Origin of the sequence: Mycobacteroides saopaulense, assembly GCF_001456355.1 — a bacterium.
GTDB lineage: Bacteria > Actinomycetota > Actinomycetes > Mycobacteriales > Mycobacteriaceae > Mycobacterium > Mycobacterium saopaulense.
On sequence record NZ_CP010271.1, the window covers coordinates 1,977,967 to 1,992,158 of the forward strand.

Here is a 14,192-nt window from a genome sequence, read left to right on the forward strand (position 1 = left end):
GTTACGGGCGGGTACCAGGGCCACTTAGCATAGGCTAGGCTTACTCGGGTGTCGAAGATGAGTACGGTCGTAGATCCCCATACCGGCGCCCGGACCTGGGTCTCTGTTCAGGAAGGGCTGCCAGACGGCTTTGCGCCGGCAGACCTGGCAAGTGTGCTCGCGCAGGAAATCCCCGAATGTAACGGCGACGAATACCTGATATACGAGCGCGACGGCGAATGGGTGCTCGCCATCGGTGCCCGTGCCTCCGTCGAACTCGACAGCGACGGCCTGCGCATCAACCGCGATGGGGCCGTCGAGCAGCGCAGCTGGTCCGGTCATCCGGGCTCCGCCCTCGAACAGGCCGTGAACGAGATTTCCGATGGCGTGCATCGCGTCTTCGGGTGGGTTGCGTTCGAGTTCGGCACCTACCGTTTCGGCTTGCAGCACCGGCTGACCCCGGGCACCGCGTTGGCGCGGGTCTTCGCTCCGCGCGCCGAGGTCGTGATCAGCGCCGACGGAGTGTCGGTGTGCGACGAGACCTATATCGACCAGATCAGGCGACTGATCGGTCAGGGTGCCCCCGCAGCGCCGGTTCCGGCGTCCATCGACTTGGTTCCGGACACGTCGGACTACCGCGGCCGCGTTGCCATCGCCACCGCCGAGATCCGATCGGGCCTGTACCACAAGGTGATTCTGTCGCGGCGCGTGGAAGTGCCGTTCGCGATGGACTTTCCATCCACCTACCGTCTCGGACGGCACAACAACACGCCGGTGCGTTCCTTCTTGCTGCGGCTCGGCGGCATCCGTGCCCTGGGCTACAGTCCCGAGCTCGTCGCCGCCGTGGAAGCCGACGGAACCGTGATCACCCAGCCATTGGCCGGAACCCGCGCCTTCGGCCGGGGAGAGGACGCTGACCGTGTCGCGCGCGACGACCTTGAGTCCAATGCCAAAGAGATTGTCGAGCACGCGATTTCCGTGCGTAGCTCGCTGGCCGAGATCGCCGAGGTGGCCGATCGCGGTAGTACCAAGGTGACCGATTTCATGACCGTGCGTGAGCGCGGCAGTGTGCAGCACCTGGGTTCGACGGTCAGCGGCGCGCTGAGCTCAGGTATGTCGCGAATGGACGCGTTGGAGGCGCTCTTCCCTGCGGTCACCGCTTCCGGCATCCCCAAGGCGGAGGGTGTGGACGCCATCCTCCGGCTCGACGATCACCCGCGCGGCCTGTACTCGGGTGCCGTGGTGATGATGTCCCCGGACGGCGGCCTGGACGCGGCGTTGACGCTGCGCTCCGCCTACGAGCAGAACGGGCACACCTGGCTGCGCGCCGGAGCCGGCATTATCGAGGCCTCCACACCCGACCGGGAGTTCGAGGAGACCTGCGAGAAGCTCGGCAGCATCGCTCCCTATGTGATCAAGCGCGAGGCTTAGCTCGTCAGGGTGGCCAGCAGTGCCCGCTTGTCGATCTTGCCCACGGCGGTGAGGGGCAGTGCGGGCACTGCGACCAATTTGTCGACGCGCGAGTGGGTGGCGGCCCCGCGGTCCTGCAGGTGCTGGTTGAGTTCGGCGGCCGTTATCGGCTTGCCGCTGAACACGATTGCTGCACAGACGATTTCGCCCAGATACTGATCCGGTAGGCCCACCGCGGCGGCCGCGTAGACCGCCGGATGGGTCTGCAGATGTGATTCGAGGTCCAGTGCGGCGATGGACTCGCCCCCGCGCAGGATGACGTCCTTGATGCGGCCGGTGACCTCCAGGTATCCGTCGGGCAGTGCCCGCACACGGTCCCCGCTGCGGTAGAAGCCGTCCGCGGTGAAGGAGCGCATGTTGTCCGCGTCGGCACGGTAGTACCCGTTGAGGGTGTACGGCCCGCGCACCAGCAGCTCGCCGGTCTCACCGGGAGCGACCTCGGCGCCGTCCTCGTCGACGATGCGAACCTCGTCGGCTGGGCACATGGGTCGGCCCTGCGTATTGTCCAGGAGGTCCGTGGGATCGCCGGGGCGGGTCAGGCATAACAGGCCCTCGGCCATGCCGAAAACTTGCTGCAGTCCCGGGGTGAGCGATTCGCGGACCGTGCGCGCGTCGCCAGCACCGAGTTTTGCGCCGCCGACCTGTAGCAGACGCAGCGATTCGGGTAGCACCGGCTCCCATGCGGTCGCCTGGGCCCACAGTTGCGCCAGCGAGGGCACCAGGGCCGTCACGGTCACCTGATGTCGGGCGATGGTCTCAAACGCCGACTCGGGGCTTGGGTCTGCGAGGAAGACCGTTGTGGCACCTACGCTTATCGCCCCGAGCAGGCCGGGGCAGGCCAGCGGGAAATTATGGCCGGCAGGCAACGCAATCAGGTAGACGTCGTCTTCGGTGAGGCCGCACACTCGTGCGGCCTGCGTGGCGTTGTAGACGTAATCCTCGTGGGTCCGCGGGATGAGCTTGGGGGCGGCGGTCGTGCCACCCGACACCAGCAGCAGCGCGGGGGTGTCGGTCTGCGAGCTGGGCAGGGGCCCCTGAGGTTCAACGCTTTCCAACAGGCTCGACCAGGCGGTGAAAGGCCCTGCCTCGCCGTCTACCACCACGGTGCGCAGGCCCGGATGTTTGTGGGAAAGCTCGACTGCCAGCGCCCGGTAATCGAATCCGCCCGCGGAGTCGGCGATCACGAGCGCCACCGCATCGGCCACCTCGACGAAATGGGACAGCTCCGCGGCTCGGTGCCCAGGCAAGCACATCACCGGTATCGCGCCGGCACGCATCAATCCGAACAGCGCCACGGCGAAGGATGCCCGATTGGGAAGCTGCAGCAGGACTCGGTCCCCGGCGTTTATCCCGAGCCGGACGAAGGCGTGGGCAGCACGATCGGCGGCCTCGTCTAGTTCTCGGTAGCTCAGGGCGGAGTGCTCGTCGATCACCGCGGGGTGGTCGGCGCGCCTGGCGGCGGCCTTCCGAAGCAGGGACTCGACGGTGCTTCCGGCCCAGTATCCGGCCTCGCGATAGGCCCCGGCGCGCGCCGGAGGGAAGGGGACGAAACCGTCCGTGACAGCTCCCGCTGTCGTGGCGGCAGGGGTGGGTGTGGCCTGAGTCATCGCAGCTCCTCGTGGGTAACCCCTCGCAGTCTAGATAGGGTAGCCTCCTCACAGTTAGGGCAGCCTGTACTAATAGCGAAAACGCGAGGTGAGGTCGAGTTGCGCACCGTGAGCAAGGGTGACGTCGAGGTGGGCGTCACCGGCGGAGGAGCGTCGTTGGGCCTCGATCCTGAGAACGCTGCACCGCTGTCCGCGGTGCAGCAGCGCATCTGGTTCGCCCATCAGGTGACTCCCGTACCGATGAACGTGTGCCGTTCGTATCGGCTCAGCGGTGAGGTCGACATCGACAAGCTGCGGGTCGCTGCCGCCGCCGTGGTGGGCCGTCACGAGGCGCTGCGCACGACGATTCGCGCCGGCATCGACGGCAATCCTGTCGCGGTGGTGCACAACGAGCTGCTGGCCCCCTGGACGGAGCATGACGTCTCCTGGCTCGCGGGTACCGCGCAACAACTGCGATTGGGTGTGCTGGCGCAACGTGAGTTCGGAACCGCATTCGATCTGACCGTGGATTCGCCATTGCGCATCACGGTCATCCGCACCGGCGCCACGGAGTGCATCGTGCTGGTGGTGGCCCATCGCATCGCATGGGACGACGACTCATGGTCGGTGTTCCTCGACGACTTGACCACTGCCTACGTCCACGGTGCTATCACGGCACCGCTTCCGCTGCGTCCTCCGCTGGCCGGGCCCGATCGTGGTGATCTTGCCTATTGGCGCGAGGAGATGGCCAATCCTCCTGAACCACTGGAACTTCCGGGGGTGCACGGCTCGGTGGTGCCGACGGAATGGAAGGCCGCTCGCTGTTCCACGCGGCTCTCGCCGTCGGTGATGGAGCAGGTGGAGCAGTTGGCATGCGGGGCCGAAACAACGCCCTATGTGGTGTTGCTGACAGCATATTCGGCTCTGCTGCATCGCTATACCCACGCCGACGACTTCATCGTGGCGGCCCCGGCTTCCATGCGCGACGCCACGATGCGGGGCCGAATCGGGTGTTACGTGAACGCGATCGCTCTGCGGATGCGTCCGCACAGTGGCGAAAGCTTCCGGGACCTGTTGGCCAAGGTGCGACGGACCACCTTGGACGGGTGCGCCCATCAGGGAGTCAGCCTGGATCGAGTGGTTCCGCGCGTCGGCTTCGCGATGGGTGCCGACTCTGCCTCGCGTTTCTGTCCGCCTGGAATCCACTGCGAACGAGCATCATTGGACGGCCAGATGGCGTACGTGCCGCTGGGCCTGGGGATCGAGACGGCTCCCGATGGTGCTCACGTGGTAGCCGAGTACCTACTCGACGTGCTGGACGAGCGTATGGTGGCGCAATTGCTTCGGCACTTTGTCAACCTCTTGGACGCCGCTCTTGCCGGTCCGGACCTGCCGTTGGGCAGCCTGGAACTCATGGACGGCCGGGAAGCCGGGTGGCTGCGAGAGGTGTCGTCGGGCGAGGATTTTGAATCCGAACCGGCGACGCTCGGTGAGCTTGTGGCCGCGCGCGCTGCCGCTCAGCCCGACGCTACCGCGCTGGTGTACGAGGGCCGGCACTACTCGTATCGGGAGACCAACGAGCTGGCGAACCGGCTGGCGCACTGGATGATTGGCCAGGGTGTAGGCGCCGAAGATCGCGTGGCGGTGCTGCTCGACAAGTCCCCGGATTTGATCATCACCGCACTGGCCATCGCCAAAGCCGGCGCGGTGTATCTGCCCGTTGATCCCGAGTATCCCGCCGACCGCATCGCGCATATTCTCGCCGACGCGCAGCCCAGTCTTGTCATCCGTGAACCGGTCACCGGCTGGGAGCAGTTCGATGCGCGCGAACCGGCCGATTCCGACCGGGTGCGGCCCCTTTCTCCCGACAATGCCGCGTACCTGATCTACACATCGGGTTCGACGGGAATGCCCAAGGGCGTGACGGTGACGCACCGTCCGCTCACCGAGTACTTCAACTGGTTCCGTGCCGAGTATCACGTCAGCGGATCGGATCGAGTGCTGCAGGTGGCCTCGCCCAGCTTTGACGTATCGGTGGGCGAGATCTTCGGCATCCTCAGTTGTGGTGGCCGATTGGTCATTCCGCGCCCCGGCGGTCTCGGTGACGTCGCGTACCTGACGGATCTGTTGAACAACGAGGCTGTCACCTCCATGCACATGGTGCCCTCGCTGCTCGGGCTTGTCCTTTCGCTGCCCGGAGTCACCCAGTGGAAGTCGCTACGTCGGGTTCCGGTCGGCGGGGAGGCGTTGCCCGGGCCGGTGGCGGACAAATTCCACGCCACCTTCGATGCGTCGCTACACAACTTCTATGGCCCCACAGAGGCGGTCATCAACGCATCTCGGTACAAGGTTCGCGGAATCCAGGGTACGCGGACCGTGCCGATCGGTACGCCCAAGATCAATACACAGATCCATATTCTGGATGAGACGTTGCGGCCGGTACCTGTGGGAGTTATCGGCGAGATCTACATTGGCGGAACGCATCTGGCGCGCGGATACCATGGTGCCGCGGGGCTGACGGCACAGCGGTTCATCGCCGATCCCTTTACCCCGGGGCAACGGATGTATCGGTCCGGTGACCTCGCGCGCCGCGCTGCGAGCGGCGACATCGAGTTCGTCGGTCGTGCCGACGAGCAGGTGAAGATCCGCGGATTTCGGGTGGAACTCGGTGAGATCTCCTCGGCGATCGAGGTCGACCCCAGTGTCGGCCAGGCGCTCGTGGTCGTCGACGAGCTGCCGCACCTCGGCAGACGTCTCGTTGCCTATCTGACACCGGTCGGCGAGCATGTGGTCGATATCGATCGCATCCGCTCTCGGATTGCCGCGGCCTTGCCCGACTACATGATTCCCTCCGCGTACGTTGTGCTCGAAGACCTTCCGATTACGCCGCACGGCAAGATCGACCGGGATGCCCTGCCGCCGCCCGAGGCGGGTTCCATCACCGAACGCCGCCAGCCGGAAACCGCATCGCAGCGGCTGGTCGCCTCGCTCTTCGCCGAGTTGCTCGGGTGTACGGCCGTGGGCGCGGACGACTCTTTCATCGCGCTAGGCGGTCATTCACTGCTGGCAAGCAAGCTCTCGGCCGCGATCCTGACCGAATGCGGGGTCGGGATCGAGATCCGCGAAATCTTGGAGCAGTCCACCGTCGCATCTCTGGCGCAACTGATCGATCAGCGCCGAAACGCCGACGCCGACGACGCCGACGACTGCATGTGTGAGGCTGACCCGATCCCGTTACTTCCCAATGGTCGTCGGATGTACGAGCACGGAAACCCGCGCCGGCTTGCCGAGACCGCTGTTTTCTGGTTGCCGGAGGGCATCACGCGATCGATGTTGGAGGAACTGTTCGGCGCTGTGGTCGGCGAGCACGAGGTGTTGCGCAGCCGCCTGGACCGCGACAACATGGCGCTGGTTCCGAGGTTGCGGCCCGCCCTGCGATTTGTGGAGATCGTCGCGGCGGATCCCGCCGACGTCGCGGGCGCCGAGATCGATCGCGCAGTGGATCGGCTTGATCCGGAACAGGGCTGGATGCTCTCGGCCGTGTGGCTGCATCCCGACGGAGGGCCTGGCGCCCTTGTCCTGGCCGTGCATCACCTAGCCGCAGACCCGATGTCCTGGCGGACAATCGTCGAAGGGCTGGAATCCCGCTGGCAGAGCCTGGTAACAGGCTCGGTACAGCCGCCGGTCCTGGCCGCCTCCGGATATCGGCGGTGGGCCAACTCGTTGGTGGCGGCTGCCGGGGATGTGCGCAGCCTGCCATTCTGGATTGCCCAGCTCGACGGTGACGACCCGGAAATCGGTTCGCGTCGAATCGTTCCCGAACGTGATCGGGAGGGTGATCTGGCGGTCACCGTCGAAGCGGCGCCGTGCGAGGTCACCACGCCGCTGCTGAACTCGGGAATCCCGATGGATCAGCTTCTGATGGCTGCGGCCGCGCGCACCGTGGCTCAGTGGCGGCGCCGCCGAGGGCAAGCCGCGGTTGAGCCACTGTTGGCGGTGCAGGTGCCTGGGCGCAAGCACGCCACGGCGGCAACCGTGGGACCGCTCAGCACGACATATCCATTGCGTGTCGGTGGCGCCGATCCACTCGGGGTGGGCGCGCGCGGTTTGGTGGAGCGAATTGTGCGGCAGCACAGCGCAATGCCGGGGCGGAATATCGACTATGGGCTCTTGCGGTATCTACGTGCAGATTCCAGTGCCGTGTTGCGCAAGTACCGCGATCCACAGATCTTGTTGAACTATCTCGGGCATGACTTCGGATTCGAGGGCGAGCTGCTGCGCCGCGACGGAATGCTTTCGGTATCGGGTTCGCCGGTGCCAGAACCAGATTCGGCGGTTCGGCACGAACTCGACATTTCGGTGCTGATTATGGAAACCACCGAAGGGCCGTCCATCGGCACACTGTGGCGCGCGATTCCGGAGGTGCTTGGCCGCTCCGAGGTCGCTGAGCTGCAGGCGATATGGCACGAACAGCTGGGGATCTTGGCGAAGGAGCAATGGTGACATCGACATTGGCAGTGATAGGCGCGGGCGCCAAGGCGGTCGCGGTCGCGGCCAAGGCAGCCGTGCTGCGCGAGTGTGGTGTCGAGGTGCCCGATGTGGTGGCGATCGAACGTCAACAGGTCGGCGCCAACTGGCAGGCATGTGGCGGCTGGACGGACGGACAGCACCGGCTGGGGACCAGCCCCGAGAAGGATGTGGGCTTTCCGTACCGGTCCGCGGTACTGCCCGGACGCAATGCAGAGATCGATGCCCGGATGATGCGGCTGAGCTGGCAGTCTTACCTGGTTGCCACCGGTCAATTCGCGGAGTGGGTCGATCGCGACAAGCCGGCGCCAACGCATAAGCGGTGGGCCGACTACCTGACTTGGGTGGCCAACACGGTCGACATGAAGGTCGTACACGGCGAGGTGACAGGTCTGTCCATCGACGACAATCGATGGGTGGTGGGCACCAACGATTGCACCATGGCCGCGGACGCCGTGATGGTGACCGGACCCGGTCAACCGGAGCGCTCGGTGCTGCCCGAACATCCGAATGTCCTGTCCATCGCCGAGTTCTGGCGCCGCTGCGCCGGACCTACCCGGCTCACGGCAGAACGCGTTGCGGTGATCGGTGGCGGCGAGACCGCCGCCTCGGTGCTCAACGAACTTTTCGGACACCGGGTTGCGACGGTCACTGTCATCTCGCCGGGCGTTACGCTCTTCACCCGTGGTGAGGGCTATTTCGAGAACGCGCTATTCAGCGATCCGACCGGGTGGCTGCACCACACCATGGAGGAGCGGCGCGACGCCCTGAACCGTACCGATCGTGGGGTGTTCTCGGCACGGGTGCAAGAGTCGTTGTTGGCCGATGACCGTATCCGCCATCTGCGCGGCAGGGTCGCCCACGCCGTTGCCCTCGAAGACCGGATAAGGCTGACGCTGCGCAGCGATCGTGCGGGCGAGCCGTTCGAGACCGTGCACGGGTTCGACCTGGTGATCGACGGCGCGGGCGCGGATGCGCTGTGGTTCCTGCCGCTGTTCGACCAGAGCGCGCTCGATCTCATGGAGCTCAAACTGGGTGCCCCCGTGGACGGAAACGTCTTGCAGGAGTCTCTCGGTCACGATCTGTCGGTGAACGGCCTTACCCCAAAGCTGATCCTTCCGACGCTCTCGGGCCTGACCCAGGGCCCGGGGTTCCCCAATCTGAGCTGTCTCGGGTTGTTGTCGGATCGTGTGCTCGGTGGCCATAGCAGTACCGAATCGGCTCGTCATGGAAGGAAAACAGTTGAGTACCAACCCATTTGATGACGATAGCGGCAGCTTCTACGTGCTGGTGAACGACGAGGAGCAATACAGTCTATGGCCCAAGGCCATTGAAGTCCCGGCGCAATGGCGCGTGGTTTTCGGCGACGCATCGCGTGCGGAGTGCGTGGAGTACGTCGACGCCAACTGGACCGATATGCGCCCCAAGAGCTTGCGCGACGCGATGGCGGGCAGCTAGACAGGTCTGGTGAGCAGCGGCGAACCGGATCACACCGCAGTACGCACCGCGCTATGGCGGGCCTTGCATGTCGAGTTGGACCCCCCGCCGCACGTGCTGACCGATCTCGTCGGCTTGCAACTGGTGGCGCCCTCGGCGGATTGGCGTCGGCGCCCCGACATGGATCCGCGGGGTTCCACCGTGTCGCGCCTTGGCATGGTGGCGCGAGCCCGATTCGTCGAGGACCTTGTCGACCGGCAGGGTGTCGGTCAATACGTCATTCTGGGCGCCGGGCTTGACACCTTCGTGCAGCGCCGCCCTGAGGCGGGGGAGCGGCTCACCGTCTTCGAGGTGGATCAGCCAGATACACAGGTGTGGAAGCGGAAGCGGCTGACCGAGTTGGGATTCGAGATTCCTGACTGGCAGCGGCTGGTCCCCGTCGACTTCGAAGCGGGCGGATCGTGGCGAGATCAGCTAGAGATCGCGGGCTTCCACCCCGGCAGACCGGCGGTGGTGGCGTCCACGGGTGTCAGCATGTATCTGCACCGTGATGCCATCGTCGCGACTCTGCGCCAGTGTGCGTCCCTCGCGCCGGGTTCCATTCTCGCGATGACGTTTCTCTTGCCGTCGGAACTGCTCGATGAGCAGGACCGCGCGGTTCGGCAGGCAATCGTGGCGAGGGCGGCGGATTCGGGTACGCCCTGGGTCAGCTTCTTTTCACCCGCGCAGATGTTGTCCCTGGCGCAAGAATGCGGTTTTCCCGACGCATCCCACGTGCCCGGGCATGAACTCATCGAGCGTTACGTGCCCGGCACCGGGCTGTCCGCCGAGGAATTCCTGGTGGCCACCACCTAGTTGGATGCCGCTGCGATACGCCAGCCGGAGGTCGACTCCTGCTGGCGCCAGAACTCGGCGAAACGTCCTCCGCGGGCGCTGAGTTCTGGGATCGAGCCTTGCTCGACTACTTGCCCCTCATCCACGAACAACACATGATCTGCGTTGCGGATCGCGCTGAGCCGGTGGGCGATCATGACCCGCGTCCGGACTCGCGGATCGTTTCCGATGGCCTCGGTGACCGCAGTCTCGTTCTCGGTATCCAGGGCGCTGGTGGCCTCGTCGATCAACAGAATGGGAGCGGGTTTCACGAGAGCGCGCGCGATGCTCACCCGTTGGCGCTCGCCGCCGGACAATGCTGTGCCGGCCTCGCCGACCCGGGAATGCTCGGCGTCGGGTAGGCGGCCCACGATCTCGTCCACCCGCGCGAGTGCCATTGCCCGGCTGGCTTCTTCGTCTCCAGCAGTGGGGTGCCCGGCGAGAATGTTGTCCCGGATCGGCCCGTCAAACAGGTAGGGATGCTGGAAGACCATGCTGACCAAGGCACGCCGGGTGGCGGTGTCCACGGTGGCGACATCGGTTCCGTCGATCAGGATCTGGCCGCTGACCGGTTGCTGCAGGCCCGCGATGAGCGAGAGGATGGTGCTCTTCCCGGAACCGGAGGGTCCGACGATGGCGGTTGTGGTCCCCGGCTGCAAGGTGAAGTCGATGCCCTTGAGGACCTGTTCCTCGGCACCGTCGTAGCTGAACCCGACATCGCGGAATTCGATGCGGGGCGCAGGCGTCTCGGCAGAGGCAATCGCGTCTCCCGGCTGGTCCACGGCATCGGTCGAGATGATCGTGTGCAGGCGTTCGAAAACCCCACGCGAGTTCTCGACGGCGGAGGCCAGGCCCGCCAGTACGGTGAACGGTTCCAAGAAGCGCACCACCACGACCATCAGAGCCACCGCCTCCGGCGCCCCGATTTCGCCGCCCAGCGCCAGCACCGTCGTGGTCCCGGCCAACAGGATGAGCGCAATTTGGCTCACGATGGTGAACATCAGCTGACCGGGGATCTGGAACAGCAGGAGCCGCATGGTCGCACCGCGGGCCACCGCGACCGCCTCGCCGGTCTGGCTGCGGGCGGGGGCGACGCGCCGGCTCGCCCGGAGTGCGGCCTGGGTGCGCGCAAACTCCAGGATTCGTTCGGTGAGCAAGCTGTGCGCCTTGGCGTCTGCCTCGTCGGCCGATCGCACGATCCGGATGCTCGCGAGCAACGCGCCCAGCAGCAATGGCAGGCTGATCGCTGCGGCCACACCGAGCTTCCAGGAGATGAAGAACAGCCCAGTCGTGATGGCTGCCGGCAACAACACGGCGCCGAGGAGCGGGGTGAGCAGATTCGCGATGAACCCCACCAGATCTGGGCCTCCGGAGGAGATGGCCTGGCGGGCCATGGCAGTGCGCTCGGCGGTGAACCATCCCAGCGGAATGTGGGTGAGCCGGTCGGCCACCCGATGCTGCGAGTCGTTCAGCAGCGCGAAACCGATGCGATAACCGATGCGCGCCTGCGCGGTATCCACGATCCATCCGCCCACCGTCACGGCCGTGAGCACGCCGAGCCAGGGCAGAGCATCGCTGGGGGTTGCGCCGAAGAGGGCACCGAGCAGAGGCACCAACAGAAGGCAGCCCGCTGCACGCAACGCGACCGACACCAGCGACAGCACGATGTATGCCCACAGCGGCCCGCGGTGGCCGGGGGGAATCAACCGAATCAGGTTGGAAATCATCAGATGTTCTCCCCGGCAAGTACGACCGACGGTTCTTCGAGGCGGCCTTCCCACAGTCGCCGGTACCGCCCTTGGGCGGCCACCAGCTCGGCATGGGTGCCGATCTCGACGACGTGTCCGTGGTCGAGGACCACGATCTGGTCGGCATCGGCGATGGTGTGCAGGCGGTGGGCGATGACCAGCACCGTCCGGTTGTGGATCAGCCTGCCGAGCGCCTGTTGTACCAGGTACTCGGATTCGGGATCGGCGAAGGCGGTGGCCTCGTCGAGGATCAGGATCGGGGTGTCCGCCAGCAGTGCGCGGGCGATGGTGAGCCGCTGCTTTTCACCCCCGGAAAGCTGGGTGTTGGTATCCAGCACGGTGTCGTATCCGTTGGGAAGACGCAGAATTCGTTCGTGTATCTGTGCGTCCCGGGCGGCCGATTCGACTTCGACGTCGGTGGCTTCGGGGCGGGCCAACGCGATGTTCTCCCGGACGGTGCCGGCGACCAGTTGCACATCCTGGAAGACGAATCCCACCTTGGTGTACAGCTCGTCAGGGCTGAGTGCTCGGATATCGGTGCCGTCGATTCGGATGGTGCCGCCCTCGACGTCGTGGAAGCGGGCGAGCAGGGAGGCCAGGGTGGACTTGCCCGAGCCGGACGGGCCGACGAGGGCGGTGACGGTTCCCGGTCGCAGCGTCAACGTCACGTCGTGAATAACGGGTGCTCCGGGCCGATAGCCGAAGGTCACGTTCTCGAAAGACACGGAGGAGACCTGGTCGGCGCCCGCAGGTGCCTCGATGAGGCCCAGTTCCGTCTCGTCCAGGACGACGGCGATATGCCGCGCCGCTTCGACGCCGCCGCGAATGCCGCCGAGTCCGTATGCGATTCCCAGCAGCCGGGTGCCGAATGTGGTGCCGAGCACGAGGAACGGCAGCAGTGTCTCGGGCCGCATCGTCCCCGCGACGACGAATAGGGTGCCGGCCGCGGCGATGATCCACAGGAATGTCGTGGGCCTGGTGGCCAGGTCCATGAATGTCTTCTTGCCGATGAACGGCCGCTGCCATTCGTTGAGGAAGGTGATGTACTCGTCGAGCTTGCGCTTGAACGAGGATGCCGCGGCACCGCCGAACACGCGGATCACCGGTTGTCCTTCGAGATAGGCGGCCGATTCGCCGCTCATTCTCTCGGTCCATCGGGAGGCCTCGATGATCTTGGGGCCGCTCTGGAACATCATCGTCGCCGTCGTCACCACGTGGATGAGAATCGGGATGAGAAGGATGAGAGCCATCCGCCAGTCGACGATGAACAGGTACACCAGCACGGCGACCGGCCCGACCACGGCTGCCACCGCGTCCGGGATCGCGTGGGTGATCAGGTAGTGCAGGGACAGGGTGTCGTCCTGGATGAGCTTTTTGACCGATCCGGAGCCGCGCTGGGTGAACCACCCCAGCGGAACTCGGGAGAGTTTGTCCAGTAGTCGGCGCCGGATGCTCGCGCTGAACCGGATATCCACCACGTGTAGCCACAGGGTGAGAGCGGTGCCGAGTGCTGCGCCCAGTACCAACAGCACGAGGAAGATGAATCCGGTATGCCACAAACGGGTTTCGTCGGCGCCGGCCAACAGCAACCGGGTGAGTTCGACGAGCACGACGAACGGGGCCAGTTCGACCAGGGTGATGATCACTTGCAATATGCCGCTGGCGATCATCTGCTTCTTGACAGGTGCCAGCAATTCACCCGCGGCCTGTGACCGCCACCGTCCTTGCGGGACAGCGGCTTCGGGCGCGGGCGCAGGCCTGGCCGCGGGAGTCGGGGCGGAGGGCTTCGGAGCCGGTGCCTGATGAGCCTCGGTGTCGCCGCGGCGGCTTCCCATCGCGCGGCCAAAGGTCCAGTAGGCCGCGGCGTGCAGCTCGCTCTTCGGGAAACCGAACTCGTCCTTCAATCGCTTGCGTAAATGCTTGAGCGATCCTGCCTCGGGTCCGGCCCACGCGTACCAGTTGGACCAATCGCGCGCCTCGATGGCGGCCGCGAGCGAGGTCTCGTCGATTCGGTCCACCCAATGCAACTGTCGCCGGGGATGGTCTGTCAGTGGAATGAGTTCGTCGTTGGGGTCGTGTCGTTCCAGGTACACCTCGACGTCTACGTCCGCGGGCAGCGCGGCCAGGATCGAGTTGATGGCGGGAATGGACGCGGCATCACCGATGAGAAGGAACCCGGCCGGCAGGTCCTCGGGGATCTCGAAGCGTGACGAGCCGAAGGACACCACCGGAATCGTCATTCCTGGTCGCACCGCCGCTGCCCACTGGCAGGCGGGGCCCGCCGGCTCGTGGATGACGACGTCGATGGTGAACTCGCCCGTGCCCTCGTTCGTGGACACGATCGTGTATGCGCGTTGGTGCTCGGTGCTGCCGCCGTCGGGGTCGGGGAACCAGAACCGGAGCCACTCGGCGGGGGTGTGCAGCAGGTCTTCGAAGAGCGTCGGTGCGGACATCTCGATCCGTACGCAGTTCGGCGCGACGGGTGTGGTGCCGACGACGGTCGCCACGTGATCGCGCGCCCCGAGCCCGCGCAGCACCGCGCCCTGGAACCCTCTACCCATGCTTATGTGAC

At 65.7% G+C, this 14,192-nt stretch carries 8 protein-coding genes; 5 read left to right on the top strand and 3 right to left on the bottom strand.

Annotated elements, in window-relative coordinates:
• The first annotated feature begins 48 nt into the window (after positions 1-48).
• The gene (locus MYCSP_RS09805) at positions 49-1,410 is read left to right on the top strand and encodes a salicylate synthase (RefSeq protein ID WP_088413692.1); all 1,362 of its coding nucleotides are present in this window, start codon (positions 49-51) and stop codon (positions 1,408-1,410) included.
• On the opposite strand, the gene MYCSP_RS09810 is transcribed toward MYCSP_RS09805, so the two are convergent.
• Positions 1,407-3,056 (bottom strand): (2,3-dihydroxybenzoyl)adenylate synthase, encoded by a 1,650-nt coding sequence (locus MYCSP_RS09810; protein WP_083018052.1) that lies wholly within the window; start codon positions 3,054-3,056, stop codon positions 1,407-1,409. The genes MYCSP_RS09805 and MYCSP_RS09810 overlap by 4 nt on opposite strands.
• Before the next feature lie 99 nt (positions 3,057-3,155).
• Here MYCSP_RS09810 and MYCSP_RS09815 point away from each other — a divergent pair, with 99 nt between their 5' ends.
• The 4 genes from MYCSP_RS09815 to MYCSP_RS09830 are packed head-to-tail and all read left to right on the top strand — an operon-like array spanning position 3,156 to position 9,854.
• The gene (locus tag MYCSP_RS09815) at positions 3,156-7,538 is read left to right on the top strand and encodes a non-ribosomal peptide synthetase (RefSeq protein ID WP_088413693.1); all 4,383 of its coding nucleotides are present in this window, start codon (positions 3,156-3,158) and stop codon (positions 7,536-7,538) included.
• Positions 7,535-8,824 (top strand): NADPH-dependent L-lysine N(6)-monooxygenase MbtG, encoded by a 1,290-nt coding sequence (gene mbtG, locus MYCSP_RS09820; protein ID WP_088415552.1) that lies wholly within the window; start codon positions 7,535-7,537, stop codon positions 8,822-8,824. The genes MYCSP_RS09815 and mbtG overlap by 4 nt, the downstream gene beginning before the upstream one ends.
• Entirely contained in the window at positions 8,790-9,020 is a 231-nt protein-coding gene (locus MYCSP_RS09825) for an MbtH family protein (protein ID WP_088413694.1), read from the top strand. The genes mbtG and MYCSP_RS09825 overlap by 35 nt, the downstream gene beginning before the upstream one ends.
• 9 nt (positions 9,021-9,029) lie before the next feature.
• A complete protein-coding gene (locus tag MYCSP_RS09830) occupies positions 9,030-9,854 on the top strand; it encodes a class I SAM-dependent methyltransferase (RefSeq protein WP_235629538.1) in 825 nt (274 codons plus the stop codon).
• Here the strand turns inward: MYCSP_RS09830 and MYCSP_RS09835 are convergent.
• Both MYCSP_RS09835 and MYCSP_RS09840 read right to left on the bottom strand, forming a co-directional pair.
• A complete protein-coding gene (locus MYCSP_RS09835) occupies positions 9,851-11,599 on the bottom strand; it encodes an ABC transporter ATP-binding protein (RefSeq protein WP_088413696.1) in 1,749 nt (582 codons plus the stop codon). The genes MYCSP_RS09830 and MYCSP_RS09835 overlap by 4 nt on opposite strands.
• A complete protein-coding gene (locus MYCSP_RS09840) occupies positions 11,599-14,181 on the bottom strand; it encodes an ABC transporter ATP-binding protein/permease (RefSeq protein ID WP_083018061.1) in 2,583 nt (860 codons plus the stop codon). The genes MYCSP_RS09835 and MYCSP_RS09840 overlap by 1 nt, the downstream gene beginning before the upstream one ends.
• Positions 14,182-14,192 lie beyond the last annotated feature (11 nt).

What these genes read in the sequence shown, in the direction of transcription:
- MYCSP_RS09810 (WP_083018052.1), bottom strand. Translation starts at nt 3,056, where the DNA reads ATGACTCAGGCCACACCCACCCCTGCCGCCACGACAGCGGGAGCTGTC.
- MYCSP_RS09825 (WP_088413694.1), top strand. Translation starts at nt 8,790, where the DNA reads ATGGAAGGAAAACAGTTGAGTACCAACCCATTTGATGACGATAGCGGC.
- MYCSP_RS09835 (WP_088413696.1), bottom strand. Translation starts at nt 11,599, where the DNA reads ATGATTTCCAACCTGATTCGGTTGATTCCCCCCGGCCACCGCGGGCCG.
- MYCSP_RS09840 (WP_083018061.1), bottom strand. Translation starts at nt 14,181, where the DNA reads ATGGGTAGAGGGTTCCAGGGCGCGGTGCTGCGCGGGCTCGGGGCGCGC.